Annotated in this window: 21 protein-coding genes, 1 tRNA gene and 3 pseudogenes; 13 read left to right on the forward strand and 12 right to left on the reverse strand. The window is 67.7% G+C overall.

Annotated elements, in window-relative coordinates; all coding sequences use genetic code 11:
* Positions 1–22: 22 nt before the first annotated feature.
* The 4 genes from fdh to BLV31_RS17195 are packed head-to-tail and all read left to right on the forward strand — an operon-like array spanning position 23 to position 6686.
* Positions 23–3421 carry a formate dehydrogenase gene (gene fdh / locus BLV31_RS17180; protein ID WP_248846217.1) on the forward strand — a complete coding sequence of 1133 codons (3399 nt, stop codon included), beginning with the start codon at positions 23–25 and terminating at the stop codon, positions 3419–3421.
* The gene (locus BLV31_RS17185) at positions 3418–4329 is read left to right on the forward strand and encodes a 4Fe-4S dicluster domain-containing protein (protein ID WP_024100544.1); all 912 of its coding nucleotides are present in this window, start codon (positions 3418–3420) and stop codon (positions 4327–4329) included. The genes fdh and BLV31_RS17185 overlap by 4 nt, the downstream gene beginning before the upstream one ends.
* Positions 4329–5348 (forward strand): NrfD/PsrC family molybdoenzyme membrane anchor subunit, encoded by a 1020-nt coding sequence (gene nrfD, locus BLV31_RS17190; RefSeq protein ID WP_064060699.1) that lies wholly within the window; start codon positions 4329–4331, stop codon positions 5346–5348. Before BLV31_RS17185 ends, nrfD begins: the two co-directional genes overlap by 1 nt.
* Before the next feature lie 33 nt (positions 5349–5381).
* Positions 5382–6686, forward strand: a complete 1305-nt coding sequence (locus BLV31_RS17195; RefSeq protein ID WP_006554384.1) for an L-lactate MFS transporter — start codon at positions 5382–5384, stop codon at positions 6684–6686.
* Positions 6687–6708: 22 nt separating this feature from the next.
* On the opposite strand, the gene BLV31_RS17200 is transcribed toward BLV31_RS17195, so the two are convergent.
* The 4 genes from BLV31_RS17200 to BLV31_RS17215 are packed head-to-tail and all read right to left on the reverse strand — an operon-like array spanning position 6709 to position 9825.
* Positions 6709–7137: a hypothetical protein gene (locus BLV31_RS17200; RefSeq protein WP_174556274.1), complete on the reverse strand. Its 429-nt coding sequence runs from the start codon at positions 7135–7137 to the stop codon at positions 6709–6711.
* Positions 7138–7187: 50 nt separating this feature from the next.
* Positions 7188–7430 carry a hypothetical protein gene (locus BLV31_RS17205; RefSeq protein WP_006554382.1) on the reverse strand — a complete coding sequence of 81 codons (243 nt, stop codon included), beginning with the start codon at positions 7428–7430 and terminating at the stop codon, positions 7188–7190.
* A complete protein-coding gene (locus BLV31_RS17210; RefSeq protein WP_064060716.1) occupies positions 7408–8664 on the reverse strand; it encodes a fatty acid desaturase family protein in 1257 nt (418 codons plus the stop codon). Before BLV31_RS17210 ends, BLV31_RS17205 begins: the two co-directional genes overlap by 23 nt.
* A 42-nt stretch (positions 8665–8706) precedes the next feature.
* Complete coding sequence (locus BLV31_RS17215) at positions 8707–9825, reverse strand: ferredoxin reductase (RefSeq protein ID WP_064060697.1); 1119 nt, start codon at positions 9823–9825, stop codon at positions 8707–8709.
* Between the two features lie 154 nt (positions 9826–9979).
* Here BLV31_RS17215 and BLV31_RS17220 point away from each other — a divergent pair, with 154 nt between their 5' ends.
* Complete coding sequence (locus BLV31_RS17220) at positions 9980–10633, forward strand: TetR family transcriptional regulator (RefSeq protein WP_064060696.1); 654 nt, start codon at positions 9980–9982, stop codon at positions 10631–10633.
* A gap of 78 nt (positions 10634–10711) precedes the next feature.
* Positions 10712–11545: an alpha/beta fold hydrolase gene (locus BLV31_RS17225; RefSeq protein WP_024100537.1), complete on the forward strand. Its 834-nt coding sequence runs from the start codon at positions 10712–10714 to the stop codon at positions 11543–11545.
* 39 nt (positions 11546–11584) lie between these two features.
* On the opposite strand, the pseudogene BLV31_RS26025 reads toward BLV31_RS17225, so the two are convergent.
* Positions 11585–11925, reverse strand: a pseudogene (locus tag BLV31_RS26025) (TetR/AcrR family transcriptional regulator).
* 135 nt (positions 11926–12060) lie between these two features.
* Between BLV31_RS26025 and BLV31_RS17235 the strand changes: the two are divergent.
* Positions 12061–12882: an acyl-CoA thioesterase gene (locus BLV31_RS17235; RefSeq protein ID WP_064060695.1), complete on the forward strand. Its 822-nt coding sequence runs from the start codon at positions 12061–12063 to the stop codon at positions 12880–12882.
* Positions 12883–12994: 112 nt separating this feature from the next.
* Positions 12995–13885, forward strand: coding sequence for an SGNH/GDSL hydrolase family protein (locus BLV31_RS17240; RefSeq protein WP_006554375.1), 891 nt, complete (start codon positions 12995–12997; stop codon positions 13883–13885).
* Between the two features lie 6 nt (positions 13886–13891).
* On the opposite strand, the gene BLV31_RS17245 is transcribed toward BLV31_RS17240, so the two are convergent.
* Complete coding sequence (locus BLV31_RS17245) at positions 13892–15223, reverse strand: MFS transporter (RefSeq protein ID WP_019289006.1); 1332 nt, start codon at positions 15221–15223, stop codon at positions 13892–13894.
* A 130-nt stretch (positions 15224–15353) separates the two neighbouring features.
* Here BLV31_RS17245 and cmrA point away from each other — a divergent pair, with 130 nt between their 5' ends.
* Positions 15354–16160, forward strand: coding sequence for a mycolate reductase (gene cmrA, locus BLV31_RS17250; RefSeq protein WP_006554373.1), 807 nt, complete (start codon positions 15354–15356; stop codon positions 16158–16160).
* Positions 16161–16187: 27 nt separating this feature from the next.
* Here the strand turns inward: cmrA and BLV31_RS17255 are convergent, their stop codons facing one another.
* Complete coding sequence (locus BLV31_RS17255; protein ID WP_064060694.1) at positions 16188–17729, reverse strand: helicase HerA-like domain-containing protein; 1542 nt, start codon at positions 17727–17729, stop codon at positions 16188–16190.
* 273 nt (positions 17730–18002) lie between these two features.
* Between BLV31_RS17255 and BLV31_RS17260 the strand changes: the two genes are divergently transcribed.
* The 4 genes from BLV31_RS17260 (at position 18003) to BLV31_RS24750 (ending at position 20689) form a co-directional block, all read left to right on the forward strand.
* Positions 18003–19460, forward strand: a complete 1458-nt coding sequence (locus BLV31_RS17260; RefSeq protein ID WP_064060693.1) for a trimethylamine monooxygenase — start codon at positions 18003–18005, stop codon at positions 19458–19460.
* 72 nt (positions 19461–19532) lie between these two features.
* The gene (orn, locus tag BLV31_RS17265) at positions 19533–20132 is read left to right on the forward strand and encodes an oligoribonuclease (protein WP_024100533.1); all 600 of its coding nucleotides are present in this window, start codon (positions 19533–19535) and stop codon (positions 20130–20132) included.
* An 86-nt stretch (positions 20133–20218) separates the two neighbouring features.
* Positions 20219–20294 (forward strand) — tRNA-His (locus tag BLV31_RS17270).
* A 101-nt stretch (positions 20295–20395) separates the two neighbouring features.
* Entirely contained in the window at positions 20396–20689 is a 294-nt protein-coding gene (locus BLV31_RS24750; protein WP_138941598.1) for a hypothetical protein, read from the forward strand.
* A gap of 120 nt (positions 20690–20809) precedes the next feature.
* Here the strand turns inward: BLV31_RS24750 and BLV31_RS25915 are convergent.
* The 5 genes and pseudogenes from BLV31_RS25915 to BLV31_RS25535 all read right to left on the reverse strand — a co-directional run.
* Positions 20810–21904 (reverse strand): annotated as a pseudogene (locus tag BLV31_RS25915) (recombinase family protein); the annotation flags it as partial.
* Between the two features lie 173 nt (positions 21905–22077).
* Positions 22078–22284 (reverse strand): hypothetical protein, encoded by a 207-nt coding sequence (locus tag BLV31_RS17290; RefSeq protein ID WP_006554368.1) that lies wholly within the window; start codon positions 22282–22284, stop codon positions 22078–22080.
* A 3-nt stretch (positions 22285–22287) separates the two neighbouring features.
* Positions 22288–22866, reverse strand: coding sequence for a hypothetical protein (locus BLV31_RS17295; protein ID WP_006554367.1), 579 nt, complete (start codon positions 22864–22866; stop codon positions 22288–22290).
* Positions 22863–23300, reverse strand: a complete 438-nt coding sequence (locus BLV31_RS17300) for a single-stranded DNA-binding protein (RefSeq protein ID WP_006554366.1) — start codon at positions 23298–23300, stop codon at positions 22863–22865. Before BLV31_RS17300 ends, BLV31_RS17295 begins: the two co-directional genes overlap by 4 nt.
* Positions 23301–23382: 82 nt before the next feature.
* Positions 23383–24138: pseudogene (locus tag BLV31_RS25535) on the reverse strand (type IV secretory system conjugative DNA transfer family protein); the annotation flags it as partial.
* Positions 24139–24415: the final 277 nt, after the last annotated feature.

Here is a 24415-nt window from a genome sequence, read left to right on the forward strand (position 1 = left end):
AGAGCGCAGGAAAGGAGCACCGATGGCGGAGAAAGACACGTCCCTCCCCTGGCCCGTCCTGCGCCAGTTCCTCGGTAAGGACCTGCTCGGACGCGGCAAGGCCGCACGGTCCCGTCGTACCGAGGAGATCGAACCGCGCACCTCCACCGCCGATCGTGTCGCCCGCAGCGTGTGCCCCTACTGCGCTGTCGGATGCGGACAGAAGATCTTCGTCAAGGACGAAAAGGTCGTCCAGATCGAAGGCGATTCCGACAGCCCCGTGAACCGCGGGCGCCTGTGCCCCAAGGGCTCGGCGAGCAAGAACCTCGTCACCAGCGAGCTGCGAGAGACCCGGGTCCGCTACCGCCGGCCCTACGGCACCGAATGGGAAGACCTCGATCTCGACACGGCCATGGAGATGGTCGTCGACCGCGTGCTGAAGACCCGCCGCGAGACCTGGCAGGAATTCGACGACAAGGGCCACCGTGTCCGGCGCACGATGGGCATCGCCAGCCTCGGCGGTGCCACGCTGGACAACGAGGAGAACTACCTCATCAAGAAGCTGTTCACAGCGATGGGGGCGGTCCAGATCGAGAACCAGGCCCGCATATGACACTCCGCCACCGTCCCCGGTCTGGGGACCAGCTTCGGGCGCGGCGGCGCCACCGGCTACACAGCCGACCTGGCCAACGCTGACTGCATCATCATCCAGGGTTCCAACATGGCCGAAGCCCACCCGGTGGGCTTCCAGTGGGTCGTGGAGGCCCAGAAACGCGGTGCCCGCGTCATCCACATCGACCCGCGCTTCACCCGTACCAGCGCGGTGGCGGACAAGCACGTCCCGATCCGGGTCGGCAGCGACATCGCCTTCCTCGGCGGCATCGTCAACTACATCCTGAGCAACGAGCTGGACTTCCGCGAGTACGTCGTCAACTACACGAACGCCGCGGTGCTCGTCAGCGACAAGTTCGAGGACACCGACGATCTCGACGGGCTCTTCTCGGGCTTCGACCCCGAGAAGCGGACCTACGATCCGACGAGCTGGCAGTACGACGTGGAGGACGAATCCGGCGACCTGCACAAGTCGCAGGCCAACGGCTCCGACGAGCACGCCGGGCATCGGGACACGGCCGCGGGCCTGCAGAACGAGTCGCACGGCATGCAGACGGCGAGCCACCCGAGGCGCGACGAGACCCTACAGCACCCGCGGTGCGTCTACCAGGTGCTCAAGCGGCACTTCGCCCGCTACACCCCCGAGGTGGTCGAGCAGGTGTGCGGCGTCTCGCAGGAGGACTTCCTCGACGTCTGCCGCGCGTGGACCGAGAACTCCGGTCGGGAGCGGACGACGGCGCTCGTCTACAGCGTGGGCTGGACCCAGCACAGTGTCGGTGTGCAGTACATCCGCACCGGCGCGATCCTGCAGCTGCTGCTCGGCAACATGGGCCGCCCCGGCGGAGGCATCATGGCGCTGCGCGGTCATGCCAGCATCCAGGGCTCGACCGACATCCCGACGTTGTTCAACCTGTTGCCCGGCTACCTGCCGATGCCCGACGCGAACAAGCACCACTCGTTCACGGACTGGGTCGACAGCGTGCGCAACCCGGGCAGCAAGGGTTTCTGGTCGAAGGCCGACGCCTACGCGGTGAACCTGCTCAAGGCATACTGGGGCGACGCGGCGACCGCCGACAACGACTACTGCTTCGACTACATGCCGAAGATCACCGGCGACCACGGCACCTACCGTTCGGTGCTCGACATGATCGATGGAAAGGTCAAGGGCTACTTCCTCCTCGGGCAGAACCCGGCCGTCGGCTCCGCCCACGGGCGCGCGCAGAGGCTCGGGATGGCGAACCTCGACTGGCTCGTGGTGCGCGACCTGTTCGAGATCGAGAGCGCCAACTTCTGGAAGGACTCCCCGGAGATCGAGACCGGTGAGATCGTGACCGAGGAGTGCGCCACCGAGGTGTTCCTCTTCCCGGCGGCCTCCTACGCCGAGAAGGAAGGCACCTTCACGCAGACCCAGCGGATGCTGCAGTGGCGGGAGAAGGCCGTCGAGCCGCCCGAGGACTGCCGCTCGGAACTGTGGTTCTTCTACCACCTCGGCCGCATGATGCGGGAGCGTCTGGCCGAGTCGACCGACGAGCGCGACCGTCCGCTGCTCGACCTGGCATGGGACTACCCCGTGCACGGCGAGTACGACGAGCCGAGTGCCGACGCAGTGCTCATGGAGATCAACGGCTACGACGTCGCGACCCGTCGGCCACTGTCGTCGTTCACCGAGATGAAGAACGACGGCTCCACCCTCGGTGGCTGCTGGATCTACACCGGGGTCTACGCCGACGGCGTCAACCAGGCCAACCGGCGTAAGTCCCGGCACGAGCAGTCGTTCGTGGCTCCCGAGTGGGGCTGGGCGTGGCCGATGAACCGCCGCATCCTGTACAACCGGGCATCCGCCGACCCCGAGGGCAGGCCGTGGAGCGAACGCAAGGCCTACGTGTGGTGGGACGAGGACGCACAGCAGTGGACAGGTGCGGACGTGCCGGACTTCGAGAAGACGAAGCCGCCGAGCTACCGCTCCCCCGACGGCGCCGACGGTGTCGAGGCGCTCGAAGGGATCGATCCGTTCATCATGCAGGGCGACGGCAAGGGTGCCCTCTACGCCCCCCAGGGGCTCGTCGACGGTCCGATGCCGACGCACTACGAACCGGTGGAGTCGCCGTTCCGCAATCCGCTCTACGCGCAGCAGGCCAACCCGACGCGCATGGAGTACCGGCGTGACGACAATCCGATGAACCCCTCACCGCCGGAAGAACACAGCGACGTGTTCCCCTTCGTGTTCACGACGAGTCGTCTCACCGAGCACCACACCGCCGGCGGCATGAGCCGCTATCTCGAACATCTCGCCGAACTGCAACCGGAGATGTTCGTGGAGGTCTCCCCCGCCCTGGCGGCCGAACGCGGACTCGAGCACATGGGCTGGTGCCACGTCGTCACCGCCCGCTCTGCGATCGAGGGCCGGGTCCTGGTGACCGAGCGGTTGCGTCCGCTGAAGGTGGAGGGACGGACCGTCCACCAGGTGTGGATGCCCTATCACTGGGGCAGCGGCGGCATGGTGACCGGCGACTCGACCAACGATCTGTTCGGAATCACGTTGGACCCCAACGTGCTCATCCAGGAGACCAAGGTCGGTACGTGCGACGTCCGGGCAGGACGCCGACCGTCCGGAGCGGCACTGCGAGAGTACGTCGAGGGATATGCGCGGCGGGCCGGGGTAACCGATCACGTGTACCCACCCATCGTGACGGTCCCGGACGGCGATACAGCCTCGGACGACCCACGTGCCCCGGAGGCCTCGGACGACCCACGTGCCCCGGAGGCCTCGGACGACCCACGTGCCCCGGAGGCCTCGGACGACCCACGTGCCCTGGAGGAGGACGAGTGACGGGTCCCAACAGCTTCTTCGGACCGATCGACCCGGCACCCGATGCCGGGTACGAGGATCCGCCGGCTCGCAAGGGCTTCTTCACCGACACCAGTGTGTGCATCGGGTGCAAGGCCTGCGAGGTGGCCTGCAAGGAGTGGAACGACGTCCCCGAGAACGCCTTCGCGATGCTCGGCACCTCGTACGACAACAGTCATTCGCTCAACGCCAATCAGTGGCGGCACGTCGCCTTCATCGAGCGCCCTGCGGAGTCGAAACCGCCGGTCTCGCTGGGGATGCCGACCGTCGGCGCGACCCCGACGGAGCTTCCGGAGGAGGAGAAGCCGGACTTCCGCTGGTTGATGTCCTCGGACGTGTGCAAGCACTGCACCCACGCGGCGTGCCTCGACGTGTGCCCGACCGGGTCGCTGTTCCGCAGCGAGTTCGGCACGGTGGTCGTGCAGGACGACATCTGCAACGGCTGCGGATACTGCGTCGCTGCGTGCCCGTACGGCGTCATCGACCGTCGCAAGGGTCCAGAGGGCGACCCGAAGGTCGGTATCGCCCAGAAGTGCACGCTCTGTTACGACCGGCTCACCGACGGCCAGACCCCGTCCTGCGCGCAGGCGTGCCCCACGGAGTCGATCCAGTACGGCGACGTCGAGGAACTGCGCGCTCGCGCCGAGGAACGACTGGCCGCCCTGCACGAGCGCGGCGTGAGCGAGGCACGACTCTACGGCAACGATCCCGAGGACGGGGTCGGCGGGACCGGCGCCTTCTTCCTGCTCCTCGACGAACCGGAGGTCTACGGCCTGCCGCCGGATCCGGTGGTGACGACCAAGGATCTGCCGGAGATGTGGACCCGCGCCGCAGTGGCAGCGGTCGCGATGCTGGCGGGCGCCGCCGCGTCGTTCCTGAGGAGGCGCTGATGACCCAGGTGCAGCACGGCGGCAGCCCGGGCAACCCCCGCCGGTCCGGAGGTGGTCGCGGCGGCGACCGGGTGATGGTGCCGGAGGCCGACTTCGAGTCCTATTACGGACGCCAGATCGTGAAGCCGGCCCCGTGGGAACACGACATCGCGATCTATCTGTTCACCGGCGGCGTGGCCGCGGGCAGCTCGCTGCTCGCCGCGGGTGCCGATCTCACGGGGCGGCCCGCCCTGCGTCGCGTCGCCCGATTCGGTTCGCTCACATCGCTGCTCGTCAGTGTCGGTGCGCTGGTTCACGATCTCGGCAAACCGAGCCGCTTCCTCAACATGCTGCGAGTCGCCAAACCGACCTCCCCGATGTCGGTCGGTACGTGGATCCTGTCGCTGCACGGTCCGTTCGCGGGCGTCGCGGCGGCCGCGGAGATCGCCGCGATGCTCCCCGCTCGGTGGAAGCGCGGGCCGGTGCGCCTGCTGCTCGCCCTGGGCCGGCCCGCCGGGATCGTGGGTGCACTGACGGCACCGCCGGTCGCCGCCTATACCGGAGTCCTGTTGTCCGACACCGCAACCCCAGCCTGGCACTCCGCCTTCAAGGAAATCCCCTTCGTGTTCTGTGGGTCGGCAGCGGCCGCATCGGGTGGTCTCGGACTGCTGGGTGCGCCGGTCGCCGAGGCCGGGCCGGCACGCGCCTTCGCCGTCGGCGGTGCGCTCGTCGAACTCGCGACCGAGCAGCAGATGGAGAAGTCGATGGGCCTTTCGGCCGAGACGCTCCACCAGGGCCGCCCCGGGCGACTGATGAGGGCCAGCAAGGCATTGACGGTGGCCGGCGCGCTCGGCGCACTCGCCGGCCGCCGCAATCGCGTGGTATCGGCAGTGTCCGGTGCCGCTCTCATGGCCGGTTCGCTGTGCACGCGACTCGGCGTCTACGAGGCCGGCATCGCGTCGGCGAAGGATCCCAAGTACACCGTCGTTCCCCAGCGTGAACGAGTCGATCGCGGGGAACCCGTTCGTTACCGCAGCTGAGATCCGGCTCGCGGGCAGGACGAAGGAGAACGCATGGACTCCGGCAAGCCTACGCGCGAACCACACGGCGACGCCGCGACGGCTCAGCCTCCGGGCAGCTTCCGCTGGCTCCTCGTGGCCGGGGGTCTGTTGCTGCAGTTCTCGATCGGCGCGGTCTACGCGTGGTCGGTCTTCGGCGGAGCCCTCGAGAGCGCCGACTCCTGGCAACTGAGCACGGTCCGGGCCTCACTGCCGTTCACCGTGACCATCGGCATGATCTTCATCGGCACCTATCTCGGTGGCCGACTGCAGGATCTGAAAGGTCCCCGAGTCGTCGCGTTGATCGGCGGCATCATCTATGCGCTCGGCATCCTCCTCGCCTCCTTCACCGACGGAGCCGAGGACTACTGGCTGCTCATCCTCGGGTACGGCATCATCAGCGGTTTCGGGCTGGGCTTCGCGTACATCGTCCCGATCGCCATGCTGCAGAAGTGGTTCCCCGACAAGACCGGTCTCATCACCGGACTCGCTGTGGGCGGTTTCGGGTTCGGCGCCGTGCTCACCTCGCCGGTCGCGCAGTGGCTCATCGACCGGAATCCGGACGACCCCACGAGCGCCTTCCTGCCTTTGGGTATCGCCTACCTCGTGATGTCGCTGGCCGGTGCGGCACTCTTCCGCAACCCGCCCGAGGGGTACACCGTGCCGGGCTTCGACCCCGTCGGCCGCGACGGCAGCGGAGCGGACCGCGGCAAGGAGTACACCCAGAACGAGGCCCTCCGCACGCCCCAGTGGTACCTCCTGACCGCCATCCTCACCCTGTGCGTGACCGCCGGCATCTCCCTGATCTCGCAGGCGAAGCCGAGTGCGTCCGACATCGCCGGTTTCAGCACCTCCGGCGCGGCGGCACTCGTGGGCGTGCTCGCGATCTTCAACGGCGCCGGCCGGATCGTGTGGGCGGCGATCTCCGACCATATCGGCCGGATGAAGACCTTCACCGCACTGCTCGTGCTGCAGGGCGTGTGCCTGATCGTGCTGCCGCATGCCACCGGCGTGGTGCTGTTCTCGGTCCTGGCCGCGATCATCTATCTCTGCTACGGCGGCGCATTCGGCACCATGCCCGCCACCGCCGGCGACTTCTTCGGGGTCCGCAACGCCGGCGCCATCTACGGCCTGATGCTCATCGGGTGGAGCATCGGCGGCATCATCGGCCCGATCATCGCGTCTACGCTCCTCGGCGACGACAAGGCCTATACCCTCGCCTACACCACCATCGGCATCATCGCGCTCGTATCGGTCGTGCTCACGATGATCACGAAGGTACCCGCGGCACGCCGGGAGTCGGCCTCGGCCCGGTCCTGATCCGGAGCGCCGCCCTGCTCGCTCACACTCGGGGCGCTTCGTGGGTGTGCAACCACGAGACGACCTGCGTGCGGGAGTGCACGCCGAGTGTGTCGAGGATCCGTTCCAGGGCACCGTTCGCCGCGTCGACTGCAGAGCCGAGGCGCCCGAGATGGAAATGGGCGAGCCCCGAGAGCCACAGCGCAGAGGCCTTGTTCCACCGCTCGCCGTGCTGGCCCGCCATCTCGACGACACGAGCACACGCCTTCAGGGCGTCGTCGCGTCGTCCGTCGTAGGTCTGCGCCATCGCCAGCTGGAACAGCCAGGTCAGCTGGGCGGCGTGGTGGCCGTGCGCACGATGCACCCGGGCCGCACGGAGGTAGAGGCCGATCGCCTCGGCCGTCGCCCCGCAGAACAGTGCGTGCAGAGCGCTCCAGTGCGCGACGAGGTGGCCGGGTCCGTCACCCCGCACCACCTCGAGCGTCCCCGCGCGGTAGGAACTCGATCCGCCCTTCCGATCCGCTACTCCGCGGGAGGGGCCGAGCGACGATCCGACGTCGCCGGCCCTTCTCCGCGTTCCTCGTCGTCGCGCGCCGCGCGGGCGGCCTCGCGCATCTCGATCGCGTCGGTGATCAACTCACCGATCTCGCGGGTGACGTCGCGGACTGCTCCGGTGATGATCCCCGCGATCGCGCCGACGTGGGTGGCCGCCGACTCGGTGACCTCCTGGATCGTGTCCTTGTTACGCTCGAATCTTCCCACCATGTTCGACCCCCTCGATCGTGTCGTCCGCGAGGGTACCCGCATCGTCGAGCGGGCGATCGGTGGAGCGGTGACGTTCGATGATCACCCGCGACTCGGGTTCGGGCGCGAACCAGCCGGGAGGGAGAGCAAGCGTGAAGATCTTCTTCCACACCGACGTCACCTGGGCGGTGAAGCCACCGGTGTTGTACGGAAGTCCGTGCTTCTCGCACAGTTCCCTGACCTTCGGCGCGAGCTCCGGATAGCGGTGCGCCGGCAGGTCGGGGAACAGGTGGTGCTCGATCTGGTGCGACAGGTTGCCCGACATGATGTGGAACAACGGCGACCCGGTGATGTTCGCGCTGCCCAGCATCTGCCGGACGTACCACTCACCACGGGTCTCCTCGGCGGTCTCCTCCTCCGTGAAGGACTGCACGCCGGACGGGAAGTGGCCGCAGAAGATGATCGAGTACGCCCACACGTTGCGCACCAGATTGGCGGTCGCGTTGCCGAGCAGCGTCGGGAAGAACATCGGTCCGCTCAGCAGCGGGAAGGCGATGTAGTCCTTGATCACCTGACGGCGCGCCTTGCGCCACCAGCCTTTCGCGATCGGGATCACGTCGCGCCACGAGCGTTTCCCGGCGACGATCCGGTCGACCTCCGCGTCGTGCATCATCACGCCCCACTCGAACAGCAGCATGAGGGCGGTCGCGTAGACCGGGTTGCCGAGATAGTAGGGATGCCACTTCTGGGCCGGGTCCATGCGCAGGATCCCGTATCCTATGTCGCGGTCCTGACCGAGGATGTTGGTGTAGGTGTGGTGCACGTAGTTGTGCGAGTGCCGCCACTGGTCCGACGGGCACACCGTGTCCCATTCGAAGACACGGGAATTCAGCGACGGCTCGCGCATCCAGTCGTATTGACCGTGCATGACGTTGTGCCCGATCTCCATGTTGTCGAGGATCTTCGACACGCTCAGCGCCGCGACACCGGCGACCCATGCGGGCGGGAGGAATCCGACGAAGAGCAGACCGCGACCGGCGATCTCGAATCCGCGCTGCGCCCTGATGATCCGGTAGAGATACTCACGGTCCTCGTCACCGAGGGATGCGAGCGTCTGCTCCCGCAGTGCGTCGAGTTCGCGGCCGATCTCCTCGACACTGTCGTGGTCGAGGACGAGCGGTTCGTTCCCGACCGAAGAGCTGCGGCCGGACAGGAAGGGCAGGAAGGGAACGGTGGGTAGGGACAATCCGAACATGATGTCCTCCAATGATTTCGGTGGTGTCGCCGGACGGCCGGTTCAGAGTTCGACGGCGACGTCGCCGACCGGGGCGTTGACACAGATCTGGATGCGGCGGCCCGGTTCCGAATCGACGTCGCCGGTACGCACGTCGCGCGTGCACCCCGACAGCCGGACGGCGGTGCAGCTGTGGCAGATGCCCATGCGGCATCCGTGTTCGGGCGTGAGACCGGCCGCTTCGGCCTGTTCGAGCAGCGTCGACCCCGTGTTCTGGGCAACCACGCCGGATTCGGCGAAGGAGATCTCGCCGCCGGCATCGTCCGTCGACACGACCGGTGGCGCGAGGACGAATTCCTCGGTGTTCACCATGGTCTCGGCGCCCCGCTCGGCGTAGACCTCGCGGATCCTCGCGACCATCTCCGCCGGACCGCACACGAAGGTGGGCGTGTCGGCGTACCAGGGTGCGACGGCCGCGAGGTGGCTGCGGTCGAACCGACCCTGCAGCAGCCCGTCGTCGGAGCGGGTGTGCGCGTGGACGATCTCGATGTTGGGTCGGTCGGCAAGAGCGTCGAGTTCGGCGCGGCGCGGAACATGCCCGGGGGTGCGGGTGTAGTAGAGCAGCACCGCGCACCCGTCGTACCCCTCGGCGACGAGACCGGACAGCATCGACAGCACGGGAGTCAGCCCGGAGCCCGCGGCGACGAACAGCAGACGTCGGGGGCGTGGGCTCGGCAGCACGAACTCGCCTGCGGGAGAACCGAGTTCGATGACGTCTCCGACCTGCGCTCGGTCGTGGAGGTGGCGTGAGACGGTACCCTCGGGATGCCTGCCGATGGTGAACCGCAGGTCGGGCCGGCGCTTCGACTCCGCTTCGACGAGCGTCGGCGAGTAGCAGCGCGTATGCCGCACACCGTCGACACGCACCGACACGGTCACGTACTGCCCGGGTAGGGGTCGGCACGGCTGCGCGGGGCGCACCGTGATCGTGAGCGAGTCGGTGGCGCTTCGGTCCACATCTGTAATCCGGGCATAGTTCGCCGACGTGACGAGAAGCGGGTCGGCGAGTTCCAGGTAGCGGTCCGGGTGATGCGGGTAGGACAGCACTCCGAGTGCCTCTACCAGCAATTTTCGCAACGAACCCGAGCGCCGGACGGGCGTCGGACGGGCGCGCACGATCATGTCTGTCCGCCTTTCGGTAGACCTCTGCGTGCTCAGTGAACGAATGTGCACTGAAATCAGTGTGACAGCCGGACACACCCGCCTGTCAACCCCGATGTGACTGCTGACACAGATGTACGGACACCGCTGGGAACGTCATGCCTAGACTCAGGGGGTGTCCACCGCTTCCGCACCTCCGCCGACCACACGCGCCGAACGCAAGGAACGCACACGTCAGGCGCTGCTCGACGCCGCCCTCGACCTGTCCGCCGACCGGGGACTCGGCGGGCTGAGTCTGAGGGAGGTGGCCCGTCACGCGGGCATCGTGCCCACCGCGTTCTACCGGCACTTCTCGTCCATGGACGAGCTCGGCGTCACCCTTGCGGCGGACACGATGCGGGTACTTCGGCGCCTGCTGCGCGACGCGCGTCGCACGCCCGGTCCGGCAGGTGCGCGGCAATCGCTCGACGTGCTGGTCCAACAGGTACGGGCACACAAGGCGGCTTTCCGGTTCCTGGCACGCGAACGCCACGGCGGCGTTCCCGAGGTCGCCGCCGCGATCTCCGTCGAACTGCGCCTGCTGACCAGCGAGCTCGCCGCCGACCTGGGCCGCTCCCCGGGCCTCGAGGACTGGGAGTTCGACGATCTCGAGATGGCCGCCGATCTGCTGGTCACCGCGATGCTCGATTTCGTCCTCGACCTGCTCGCCGTCGAACGTCCCGGCAGTGCGCAGGAATCGGAGGTGGTCACGCGCGCGGAGAAACAGATGCGTCTGATCCTGCTGGGCGCGGCGGCGTGGCGGCCGCGACAGACGTCGAACGACCGGTGACGGGTCGGCTCGACGCCGGTTCGTCGCGGTGGCCAGGAAATCCTGTCGCAGACACTCCTCTTCCGTAACGTGGTTCCCATGGCATCGACCGAACCCGCCACCTACGACGACCTGACCTTCGACGTGCGCGTGGCGGGTCCGAGGGACGGCCCACCCGTCGTGCTCCTGCACGGCTTCCCCGAGACATCACGCAGCTGGACGCCGGTGGCGCGCCTGCTCGTCGAGCGCGGTTTCCGCGTGATCGCCCCCGACCAGCGCGGGTACTCCCCCGGTGCCCGGCCGAACGGCGTCGAGCACTACGCGGTGCCGGCGCTCGCCGGTGATGTCCTCGGCCTGCTCGACGAGTTCGGGCTCGATCGCGTCCACCTCGTCGGACACGACTGGGGCGCCGCTGTGGCGTGGTACTTCGCCGCCCACAATCCCGATCGCGTCTCGGCGTTGACCGCGGTCTCGGTCCCCCACCTCGCCGCCTACGGCTGGGCGTTGCGGGAGGACGCCGACCAGCGCGAACGCTCCTCCTACATCGGTCTCTTCCGCGAGGAAGGCAAGGCGGAGACCCTGCTCCTCGCCGATGACGCGCGGCGCCTGCGGGCGATGTTCACCTCCGCAGTCGACCACGACTCGGTCGACCACTACGTCTCCGCCCTGTCCGCGCCGGGCGCTCTCACCGCCGCCCTGAACTGGTATCGCGCCATGACGCGGGATCTCGATTCGACTCCCCCGGTCCGCGTCCCGACGACCTACATCTGGAGCACCGCCGACATCGCGATCGGCCGCGCCGGCGCCGAACGCTGCGGCGAATTCGTCGACGCCGAGTACGACTTCGTGGTCCTGCCCGACGTCTCGCACTGGATTCCGGAGGAAGCGCCGGCCGAGATCGCGAACGCAATCTCGCGGCGACGGAACGGCTGAGAGTCCACCGACCGTGGCTTCCGGCCGCTGCAGCTTCGGTCAGCCCACCACCGGGGCGAGCAGCACCTCGAGTTCGGCGACGACCGCATCGAGCGGAGCCGGACTGCGTTGCGCCGGGGCCGCGACCAGCGCGCCCTCCAGGGCGGCGATGACCAGGCTCGCCAACGACCGGCACGCTCTGCACCGACGCCGGCGGCCGTCAGCGACCGCTCGATCCGGGTGGTTGCCCGGTCCGTCGTCTCTTCGACGAGTTGCGCCTTACCGCCGGGAAAGTGGTGGTAGATCGAGCCGCGCGGCGCCCCGCTGTTCTCGAGCACGTCCCGGAACGACGTGGCCGCGACACTTCGTTCGCTCATCAGCGCGATCGCGCCGGCGATCATCGCCGCGCGCGGTCCGTCCCGCCGTTCTGCAGCGATCACCCGTTCCTCCGGCAGTGGTGGTGGTCCCCCATACTCTGTGTATGTTGTCGTACGGATCCGATCCTGCGCGACACCATCTTCCGAGGAGACCCTGCCATGACCGACGTCTCGGTGACCACTCACGTCTTCGACGCTGCCGTCGACCTGTTCGAGGTCCGGGACGATCGCACCGAAGGGCACACGCACCCCGCCTACGCGAACATGGTCGGCCCGTTCGGCGGTATCACGGCCGCGACTCTCCTCCGCGCGGTCGAACGACACCCGGACGTCCTCGGCATGCCGCTGTCCCTGACGATCAACTACGCCGGCCCCATCGCCGACGGACCGTTCGACATCGCGGTGCGCCCGGTGCGCACGAACCGGACCACCCAGCACTGGTCGATCGAACTGTCGCAGGGCGGCGAGGTCGCCACCACCGCAACGGCCGTCTTCGGTCTCCGTCGCCCCACCTGGTCGTCGACCGAACTGCAGGCGCCGGCCGCCCCGGCACCCGACTCGCTCGAGCCGACACCGCTGCCCGACTTCATCGCGTGGGCACGCAACTACGAGATGCGGTACATCGCAGGAGTCGTTCCCGAGGAGGGCAGCGCGGAGGTCGCCGACTCCACGTCGACGCTGTGGGTCCGCGACGTCCCGTCGCGCCCGCTCGACTTCGCCTCGCTCACCGCGATGTGCGACATCTTCTACCCCCGGGCATTCCTGCGTCTGGGTCGGGTGCTGCCGGCCGGCACGGTCTCGATGACCGTCTACTTCCACGCGGACCCGGAGACCGTTGCCGCGCAATCCGACAGCCCCGTGCTCGCGACCGCACGTGCGAATCGGTTCGAACAGGGCTTCTTCGACCAGAGCGCACAACTGTGGGGTCGCGACGGCGTTCTGCTCGCGACCTCGCACCAGATCGTCTACTTCAAGGCATGAGCGGGACGGTCGGTATTCGATCGACCCGACCGGTCGGCATTCGGCGCCCGTTCCGGTCACCGGCACACCTGTAGCCTCGGAAACATCCACCCACCGGATTGCGAGGTCCACTGTGACGATGCCGAGACTTCTCCGACGGTCGGGGGTCATCGCCTGCGCCGCAATCGCGTTCACGACCGTGGGCACGGTCGCCTGCGCCGACACGCAGGACATGCCCCCGGCCGCGGACTACGCGTCGTACGTCGCCCTGGGAGACTCGTTCACCTCCGGGCCCGGCATCCCGCCGCAGACCGACGGCGATCCGTGCGGGCGGTCGGCGAGCAACTACCCCACCCTCGTCGCGACCGATCTCGGTATCGAGGACTTCGTCGACGCGTCGTGCGGCGCCGCCACCTCACTCGACTTCGCGATGCCGCAGACCACCTTCCGCGGCGCGACGGTGCCACCGCAGTACGACGCGCTGCGCCCCGACACCGAACTCGTCACTGTGGGTATCGGCGGCAACGACATCGGTCTCGTCCAGCTGGCGCTGGGATGCGTCAATCTCTCGGCGCCACCCGATGGCGCGTCGTGCGCGATCACGAACACCCCGGACGGCACCGACCGTGTCGACGCCGCCATCGACGCCTTCGCGCCCGTCTACACCACGGTGATCGACGAGATCCGCCGGCGTTCCCCGGAGGCACGCATCGTGCTCGTCGGCTATCCCACCGGAATCCGCGACGGCGGGTGCTTCCCCGAGCAGCGGATCTGGCCCGACGACGCGACCTACCTGCAGGAGAAGATCGACCGGTTGAACACCGTCATGCGCGAGCAGGCCGAGGCCGCGGACGTGGACTACGTCGATCTGCGCGATTCGAGCCGCGACCACGACGTGTGCGCCGATCCGGAGACCCGGTGGATGGCCGGCCTGCAGCCGGCCGCCGGATCGATCCCGCTGCATCCGAACGCGGCCGGGCACCGCAACGCCGCCGACCAGGTGCTCGCCACGATCACCGACTGAGCCGGTTCACGCCTGCTCCGGCGTCTCGGGAGCCCGCACGGCGAGCAACGACACCAGGCCCGCGCCGAGCACGATCAGCAACCCCACGATCCCCGCTCGGTCGGTGCCGAACCACCACACGAAGAACCCGAACAGCGTCGGTGCCAGAAACGACACCGCACGTCCCGTCGTCGCGTAGAGACCGAACATCTGCCCCTCCCGTCCCGGCGGCGTCAGGCGCGCCAGGAAGGTCCGCGCCGACGACTGGGCCGGACCGACGAACAGACACAGCACCAGACCGAAGATCCAGAACATCGTCGGACCCGACACCACGAGCAGGACGATGCTGGTCGCGATCATCGCGACCAGCGAGCCCACGATGACCGCCTTGGGCCCGACCCGGTCGTCGACGCGTCCGGCCACCAGTGCGCCCACCGCGGAGACGACGTTCGCGGCGACACCGAAGATCAGCACGTCGCCCGCTCCGATCCCGTAGACCGTGACGGCGAGGACCGCCCCGAAGGTGAAGACGCCGGCGAGACCGTCCCGGAACAACGCCGACGCCCCGAGGTACCAGATGGTGCGACGATCCGCCCGCCACAACTCCGTCAGGTCGCGCCACAGCACGCGGTAGGACTCGACGAAACCGGCGCGGCGGGCGACGTCGCCACGCGCGACCGGCTTCTCCGGGACGGCGAGCAGCACGGGCACAGCGAACACCGCGAACCACACGGCCGCGAACAGCGCGACGAGCCGGATGTTGGTGCCGCCCTCGGTGGGCACACCGAGGAAACCGCGGGTGTCGCCGTCGCCGGCGATGAACCCGGTGTAGCACAACAGCAGGAGCACGATGCCACCGAAATAGCCCATCGCCCAACCGAAGCCCGACACCCGTCCGATGTCGTCCGGCGTCGACACCTGGCGCAGCATCGAGTTGTACGGGACCTGCGCGAGCTCGGCCATCACGGATGCCACGCCGAGCAGGACCAGCCCGAGCCACAGATAGTGGTAGTCGTCGCGCACGAAGTACATCGCCGCCATCGCCGCGACGGTGACCCCGGTGAGGATGCCCAGCGACCATTTCCGTCGCCCGACTGCGTCGTACCGCTGGCCCGACACCGGCGCGGTCACGGCGATGACGAACCCGGCGATGCCGAGCGACCATCCGAGCCAGGTGCTCGCCGAGATCCCACCCGGCAGGTCGTCGCCGACCGCGTCGGTGAGATAGACGGAGAATACGAACGTCAGGATCACGGCGTTGAACGCCGCGGAACCCCAGTCCCACAGACCCCACGAGACGACCTGACGACGTGTCGTGGCCTCCCCGGCCCCGCTCGCCGTGTCCGTGAACGCATTCATGCCCCGGAGCCTAGGCTTCCGGAGCTGCGGTGGCATGGAACGACTCCGTCGCGCGGCACCGAACGACTCGGCCCCATGGCCGGGGCGGGCCCGGTCGCCGCTCCCGAGCCTGCCGCTACGCTGACCCACTGTGACTCTGCCGAATCCCCATCCCGATGCCCGTGCCGTCGTCACCGGAGCGTCCTCCGGCATCGGCGAGGCCCTCGCAACCGAACTCGCCACCCGCGGCCATTCGCTGATCCTGGTCGCCCGTCGCGGAGAGGTGATGGAGGTCCTCGCCGAGACCCTGCGCGCGAAGCACGGCGTGACCGTCGAGGTGCGCGCCTGCGATCTGTCGGACCGCGACGCACGGACACCACTCGCCGACGAACTCGGACGTAGGCGCATCAGCATCCTGTGCAACAACGCCGGTATCGCCACCTTCGGCGCGGTCGCCGAGCTCGACGCGGCCTACGAGCGGGCACAGGTCGAGCTCAACGCCGTCGCCGTCCACGACCTCACCCTCGCGGTGCTGCCGCAGATGGTCGAGCGGAACTCCGGCGCGATCCTCATGGTGGGTTCGGCCGCAGGCAACATGCCGATCCCGAACAACGCCACCTACGCCGCGACGAAGGCGTTCGTCAACACCTTCTCCGAGTCCCTGCGCGGTGAGCTCAAGGGCACCGGCGTGCATGTCACGCTGCTCGCCCCCGGCCCGGTGCGCACCGAGGAACCCGACCCGGCCGAGGCGTCGATCGTCGACAAGCTGGTCCCGGACTTCCTGTGGATCTCGAGCGAACACACCGCGAAGGTGTCGCTCGACGCGCTCGCCGCGAACCGGATGCGCATCGTGCCCGGTGTGATCAGCAAGGCCATGTCGGCTGCCGGTCAGTTCTCGCCGCGGTCCATCTCGGCCCCGATCGCCGGCGCGTTCTACAAGAAGCTCGGCGGCAGCTGACGGGCCACCGCCCAACGAATCGTTCCTTCACCGCCTTCGGCGGCGTCCTGTGCCGAATAGGCTCCGGCCGATCTCCCGGCCGGCTGCGGACGCCGCCGAGCGGATGAAGCTGCGCACGGCTGCGCTGCCGAGCACCTGCTCCACGACCGACGCCCCGGCATCGTCCGGCGCCTGCGACCGCATGTCCGGGATCGGTTCGATGTCGGTGGCCCCGACCACCGATGCGGTGAGCTTCTCGTAGGCCGATTCCCGGTCGATGGTGCGGCCGTACTTCCCGTAGAGCGGGTTCGCTTGCGCCGACGCACGCATCGCGCTCTCCCCCACTGTGCCCATCAGCGAGCGCGGCGGTCGCAGACGCGTCCAGGCGACGGGCGTGGGCGTGCCCAGTTCGGACAGGACCGTCACGATCGCCTCCCCGGTCGCCAGACCGGTCAGAGCGTCGGCGAGATCGTAGGCGTCGGTCTTCGGGAAGGTACGCACCACCTTCGCGAGCGCGGCCTCGTCCTCGGGGGTGAAGGCGCGCAACGCGTGCTGGATCCGCGCTCCCAGTTGTGAGAGCACGCTCCGGGAGATATCGGTGGGCGACTGCGTACAGAAGACCACACCGACGCCCTTGGACCGGATGAGCTTCACGGTCTGTTCGATCTGCTGCAGGAACGCCTTCGACGCATCGGTGAAGAGCAGATGCGCCTCGTCGAAGAAGAACACGAGCCGCGGTGTGTCGACGTCGCCGACCTCCGGTAGCGACTGGAACAGGTCGGCGAGCAACCACATCAGGAATGTCGAGAACAGCGCGGGTCGAGTGGTCTCGTCGCCGAACTCGAACAGGTTGATCGTGCCCTGACCGTCGATCACCCGCAGCAGGTCCTCGACCTCCAGTTCGGGTTCGCCGAAGAATCCGTCCCCACCCGCGTTCTCGAGGTTGACGACCGCGCGGAGGATGACGCCGGCGGTCGCGGGCGACACGGCACCGAGATCGTCGAGTGCACCGCGCCCTTCGTCGCTCGTCAGGTGGCGGATCACCTGCCGCAGGTCGGCGAGATCGAGCAGCGGCAGGCCGTTGCGGTCGGCCCAGTGGAAGATCAACCCGAGAGTGGACTCCTGAATGGCGTTGAGCCCCAGCACCTTCGAGAGCAGGATCGGCCCGAACGAGGTGACGGTGACGCGGACGGGGATACCGACCCCGTCGGTACCGAGCGAGTAGAAGGCCACAGGGTGCCCCGTGGGCGTCCAGTCCTCGTCGCCGGTGTCGCCCGCGCGGTTGAGCACCGCATCGTCGGGCTCGCCGGCGGCCGACAGGCCCGACAGATCGGACTTCACGTCGGCCATCACCACCGGCACGCCCGCCGCCGACAGTTGTTCGGCCATGACCTGCAGCGTCTTGGTCTTGCCCGTGCCGGTCGCACCGGCGACCAGCGCGTGACGATTCAGAGTGGCGAGCGGGATGCGCACCGGCGCGTCGGGATCGGCGACGCCGTCGAGCACGACGGTGCCCAGTTCCAGCGCCTCGCCGATCACCTCGTACCCGGCCGCGATGGTCGCGGCGGTGATCTCCGGCTTGTCGGTCATGCTCGCCCCCTCCGGCCTCGACCTCGCCCACTGCGACGGTACCGGGCCGTCGAACCCACGGAAGAACCATTCTTATCGGATGCCGGAATTGTCGCATTACAGTGATTCCGATCACAACCGCAGCGGCACGGTTTCCCAGTTAGTACACCGCGTTGACCTGCACTTTCTCTACGAGAATCCGTTCCGTCGACGACGTGAGGATCGTTCGCAAAAACAACGACGTGTGCTAGCAACGAACTACGCGACATATTCCACGAACACAGGAGAAACACATTGACGCCCAAGATCGCCATTCTCGGAGCAGGTCCCAGTGGACTCGCACAGCTGCGCGCTTTCGAAGCAGCCCGAAAGGCCGGTCTGGAGCAGATCCCCGACATCGTCTGCTACGAGAAGCAGCCCGACTGGGGAGGAATGTGGAACTACACCTGGCGCACGGGACTCGACGAGCACGGTGAGCCCGTCCACGGGAGCATGTACCGCTACCTGTGGTCCAACGGCCCGAAGGAATGCCTCGAGTTCGCCGACTACTCCTTCGAGGAGCACTTCGGACGCCCCATCCCGTCGTACCCGCCGCGCGCCGTCCTGCTCGACTACATCATGGGTCGCGTCGAGAAGAGCGACGTGCGCAAGTACATCCGGTTCAACACTGCGGTGCGGTGGGTCGAGTGGTCCGACGAGACGCAGAAATTCACCGTGACGGTGATGAACCACGACCGGGGCGCGCTGGAGTCCGACGAGTTCGACCACGTCGTCGTCGCCACCGGACACTTCTCCACCCCGCAGGTCCCCCACTTCGACGGTCTCGACCGGTTCCCGGGACGTGTGCTGCACGCCCACGACTTCCGCGACGCCCGCGAGTTCACCGGCAAGCGACTGCTGCTCGTCGGCAGCAGCTACTCGGCCGAGGACATCGGAACGCAATGCATCAAGTACGGCGCCGAACAGGTCACCTTCAGCTACCGCAGCGCACCGATGGGTCACCACTGGCCCGAGCAGTTCTCCGAGGTGCCGTTGCTCACCCATGTCGACGGCAAGGTCGCCCACTTCCGTGACGGCAGCACCCGCGTGGTCGACGCCATCGTGCTGTGCACGGGGTACAAACACCACTACCCGTTCCTGCCCGACGAACTCGCACTGCGCACCGACAACCGGCTCTACCCGCGCGACATCTACAAGGGCATCTTCTTCCAGCGCAACCCGAAGCTGATGTACCTCGGCGCACAGGACCAGTACTTCACGTTCAACATGTTCGACGCCCAAGCCTGGTACGCACGCGACTTCATGCTCGGCCGCGTCGACCTGCCCGACTTCGACACCCGCGAGCAGGACATCGACCACTGGCGGGCACGCGAGGAGAAGCTGTCGTCGCCGGTGGAGGAAATCGACTTCCAGGCCGCGTACATCCGCGATCTCGTCGACCGCACCGACTACCCCGAGTTCCACGTCGAACGCCAGGGGGAGGTGTTCAAGCAGTGGAAACAGGACAAGAAGCGCGACATCATGGGCTACCGCAACAACAGCTACCCCTCGACGCTCACCGGCACCGTCGCTCCGCCGCTGCCGGCACCGTGGATGGAGATCCTCGACGACTCCCCCGAGTCCTTCCTTCGGCACGACTTCACCGCCCCGGAAGTGAGCACAGTGGGCCGGACCCTCGACCGGCAGTACACCCCGGCGGCACGTCGTTCCACCCGTCCGGCGGCGCCGCGCACGGCCTCCGTGAAGGCGTGAGGGTGCCCGTTTCCTACCGGACCGTCGACGCCGCGCCTCATGGGTGCGGCGTCGGTGGATAGTCTGTCTGTCGTGCAGGACAAACTGGTATGGATCGACTGTGAGATGACGGGGCTGCGTCTCGGCAGCGACAAACTGATCGAGATCGCGGCTCTGGTCACCGACAGTGATCTCAACGTGCTCGGCGAGGGCGTGGACATCGTGATCCACGCCGATGACGACGCCCTCGCCGACATGCCGGAAGTCGTGCAGCAGATGCACGAGCGGTCCGGCCTCACCGAAGAGGTGCGCCGCTCGACGGTCAGCCTCGCCGAAGCGGAGAAGCAGGTCCTCGCGTACATCCGGGAGCACGTTACCGAGGCGGGCACGGCGCCGCTGGCCGGCAACTCCATCGCGACCGACCGCGCGTTCATCACCCGCGACATGCCCGAGCTCGACAACTACCTGCACTACCGCATGGTGGACGTCAGCTCGATCAAGGAGCTGTGCCGGCGCTGGTATCCGCGCATCTACTTCGGTCAGCCGGAGAAGGGCCTGTCGCACCGGGCACTAGCGGACATCAAGGAGTCGATCCGCGAACTGCGCTACTACCGGCGCACGGCCTTCGTGGCGCCTCCCGGCCCCACTCCGGCCGATCTTGCAGCCGTCGTGAAGGACCTGGGACCGGCCTGACCAGCCGATTCGTCTTTTTCGTCTTCGTCAGGCTAGTATCTGTACCGCAGGCGCAAGCCACCGAAAGGTTGCCGGCGAATGCAATGGTGAGTGTAGTTCAGTTGGTAGAGCACCAGGTTGTGATCCTGGCTGTCGCGGGTTCGAGTCCCGTCACTCACCCCAAACGGGTCAGGTGTGAACTTGCGACCAAGGGTCCGCCCTTGGTCGCAAGTTCGCCCCTGGCCCATCTTCTTTGCCTCGGCGGCCCAGCTCAGGGCGTCGGCATGGAGGCCGGACAGGCTCAGCCCGTCATACGGGTTGCGGTAGCCGACGCGCACGTCGTTGTCCTCGTCGATGTAGATCGCCTTGAACAGCCCTTGGTTGCACAGGCGGCGGTTCGGGTCGTCGGCGTGCTCGTAGAGGTCCGCGGCGTTGGACAGCAGCTTCAGCGAGTCATCGAGGTTCGCCCGCGCATCAGCGTAGTGGCCGTGGTGCGCGGTGATCCGGTGCTCGATGGTCTCCAGCGACGCGGTGATCCGGTCCTGCTCGCCTTCGAGCTGGGTTCTCCGGGACGCTAGGTCGGCGAGCTCGGCGGCTCCTTCCGCCATCATCTCGTCGAACCGGGCATGAATCATCGCCGAGATCGCCTCGATCGTTTCCGGGTCGATCTGCACCTTGGCGTAGAAGCGCTCGATGAGCCGTTCGACCTGCTCGATCAGCATCGCTTGCCGGGTGCAGTCGCCTCGTGCTGCATGCCGGCTCGCGCACACGAAGTACGGGTAGATCGTGCCCTGACTGCTCTTGGAGTTGCACACCAGTAGCCGCGAGCCGCACTGCCCACAGAACACCGTCCCTTTCAGGTAGCGCTCGTGCACTTGGGTGGCATCGGCTGCCGAGCGGTGCGTGCCGAGCACGGTCTGCACCTGATCCCACACCTCGTTGGGGACGATCGCTTCATGCGCTCCCGCGTACGTCACTCCCTGGTAGCGGACGCTGCCCTTGTAGTACGGGTTCGTCAGCATCCGATGCACCGACGACTTCCCGATGGGCCGAGAAGGCCGCCGCGGCGACGCTGCCGTCGTGAGCTCGCGCGCCACCAGCTCATGGTGGAGCTGGCTGGTCGTCCAGCCACCGGATGCGAACACCTGGAACGCCCACCGGACCAGTCGGGCTCGTTCCTCGTCGATCTCGACGGTGCGTACCTCCCGCCCGAAGTCGTCGCGCACGCCGACGTTGCGGTAGCCGATCGCCGCCTTCGTCACTGTGCCGCCCTGCGCGGCCTTCTGCGACAAGCCTTTGACGACCTCAGTGGCGAGGTTGCGGGAGTAGAACTCGGCAATCGAGGACATGATGCCGTGCAGCAGCATCCCCGATGGAGTCTCGTCGATGTTCTCCGTCGCAGACACGAGCGTGACGCCGGCGTCCTTGAGTGCGAGGTGGATGGTCACGTCGTCGGCGCGATTGCGGGCGAGCCGGTCGACCTTGTGGACGATGCAGTAGTTCGTCTTGTGCTTCGCGACGTACTGAATCATCCGCATCAGTTCGGGCCGGTCGGCCTTCCGCGCGGACTCGCCAGCGTCGACGAACTCCTCGATGATCGTTGCGCCGAGCTGGTCGGCCTTGCGCTGGTTCGCCTCGCGCTGCGCCGGGATCGAGAAGCCCTCCGCCTGGCCACCCTTCTCCGCCTGCTCCTTCGTGGAGACCCGCAGGTACGAGACGGCGAACGATCCGGGGAACGGGGTTGGCGCTACGAGGCTGTCTATCGCGGTGCGGTCCGCGTCGATGATCGTCATGGCTCTTCTCCACAGTCACTGGTCCTGCCGACGCGGACTTGTGAGAGCGGATGTTGATCGTGAGAAGAGCCCGAAGGCTGTAGGACTAGGCCGAATCGGCCACGTTTACTTTGCCCCGCCGAGGTGAAGCGCTAGGACCACAACATCCGCCATCCGCGACGGATGCCTACATTCTACGACGACGCGCTCGTCGCGGCACGAGGGCGCTTCGGTCGCGTCGCATCTCCCGAGCGGCACGAGCCCGATTGCTGGAGTGCCAGGCGGATCAGCAGCTCGCAGAGCTTGTCCAGGTCGGGCGGTTCGTGGAACTCGGCGCGGATTGTCAGCTCGCGCTCGCTCTGCTGACGCTGCCCGGTCTTCCGTTCATAGCGGCGCGCCACGACTCACACCTCGCCGGTCTCCGGGTCGACGCCCGCGAAGAAGGCATCCTCTGCCTCCTGGCGCGCGTCCACCATGTCGATCACGAACCGAACGAAGTCCTCATCGCGATCCGTGATCGGCGAGTCCTCGATGGGTTGCGCGGGGTCTTCACCGGGCCAGCTCGTCTGGCGAGTCGGGCGGTCCCTTTCGAGCCGAGTGCCGCACGCCGCCACCCAGTCGCGAAGGCGGGCGCGGCTATCGGCGAAGTCGCGGTGCCAGCCGAGCGGTGCGGACCCGTTCTGCTCCGGGTCGTACGCGCACAGCCAGTGCAGGTGTAGCGCCGACAGCTCCCAGAGGAGTTCGGGGTGGCGGTGCCCGTACGGCGGTACGACGCTTGCGGGAAGTCCGTAGGTGTGGCGGAGCCAGTCCACCCAGCGGTTCAGTTCGAGCAACTCGGCTTCGAGATCGTTGGCGGTCAGCAGGTTCCAGTTGACCGGGTGCGGCGGCTCGGGCACGTCGAATCGAGGTGATGCCGGGCCTGCCTCGGGCGGCGTGTCGTCGTGCTCTGGGAAGAACTGATCGGTCATGGCGAAGTCGCTCACATTCCGATGGCGGTCGCGTTGGACGGCGCAGCCTGCTGCGGAGCGGCGAAAGCCGTTGCGTCCCGGCCGGAAGTGCGTTCGCTGCGGTCCACCTCGTAGCGGGTTCGGGCCAGGTCGTGACCGATGCGCGTTGCGATGAACTCCTCGCCTTCGTACCGCTGGCCGCCTCGCTCGTAGGAGTAGTCGCGCACCCGTCCGTCGGCGATGATGTTGTCGCCCTTGGCGAGCCGCTCGGCTCCCTGCTCAGCAGCACCGCGATACGCGATGAGATCGTGGAAGGTCGTCTCGAACTGCGTGAAGGTGTTATCGGGCTCCTTGCGGTAGTGCTCGATCCCGACCTTCATGTACAGACGCGCGTCACCGCGCTCGGTGTAACTGAGCTGCGGGTCCGAGGCGACGAAACCGGAAATGGACTGGTGGGTGCGAATGGCCATGATGGCGTCCTCCTGGACTCGGGCGACCAGTCGTGCGTGGCCGCTGTGTCAGGCAGGTGCGCTTCCGCGCCCAGGTCCGCGCTCAGGAGGCGGGACGGCGACGCAGCAGTGCTTCGAGTTCGTCGCGGTCCCTGCCGAGTTGCGCGGCATCGGCCCGGGTCGGCCAGGCGCGCAGATCGGTGACGATGGGCGGCGCGGAGCGCAGCATCGTGATACCGGTGCCGAATGGCAGGGTGCGGATGCGGTCTGGAGGCAGGATCGGGACGCGGCGGATCGAGCGTTGGTTCGAGCGGGTGCCGTGGTCGCCGAGGGTCACGCTGTCGGTGTACTCGTCTCGCTCGCCGATGAGGGTGGAGAGGTCTTGGAGGTCGCGGCTGTTCGATGCGCCGCCAAGGATGATCTTAACAATGCTGGCGTCCCAGATCGCGCCGGCCTGATGCTCACTCCACCGGTCACGAGCCTGTGCGAGGGACTGCAAGACCGGCATCGTCGTGATCCCAGTGCCGCCACCTTCGGCCATGAGTGTCGGCAGGGACGGTAGCGGTGCGAGGTTACCGATCTCGTCGAGCGCGAGAAGCAGCGGCGGGTCGAGCCGGGCTCCGGGTGAGCGTGCGGCGAGTCGGCGGGCGGTTTCGATGAGGTCTTCGACGAACGCCACGACCAGAGATGCGGAGGCTCCTGTTCCGGCTCCGGTGGCGAGCAGGTAGAGGGTGCCTTGTTCGGTGAGGAAGGTCTCGGGGTCGAAGTGCTCGTGCGGGCCTGGTGTGACGGCATCGAGCACGCAGGGGTCGGCGAGTGCGGCGAGTGCGAGGGAGACGCCTTGCCAGATGCTGTCGCGGGTCTTGGGGGTCGGCGTCGATCATCGCGCCAAGGGAGTCGGCCCAGCCCATTGCGGCGTCCGGGTGGGAGTTGAGGATGGCGACGGCCTCGGACGCGGCGCTGGGGTCGAGTGTCCATCTGAACAGCTCTGCCGGCGGGCGGGCGTCGAGCGCGGCAGCGTGCAGCAGACTCTGGAGTGCAGTGCGGGTCTTGCCCTCCCAGAACCCGCCGGATTCAACGCCTCCGGCGGACAGTCCGGTGGCGGCGGCGAGGCCGTTGGCGCGGATCATCGCGGT

The sequence above is a fragment of the Rhodococcus pyridinivorans genome (genome assembly GCF_900105195.1).
Lineage (GTDB): Bacteria > Actinomycetota > Actinomycetes > Mycobacteriales > Mycobacteriaceae > Rhodococcus > Rhodococcus pyridinivorans.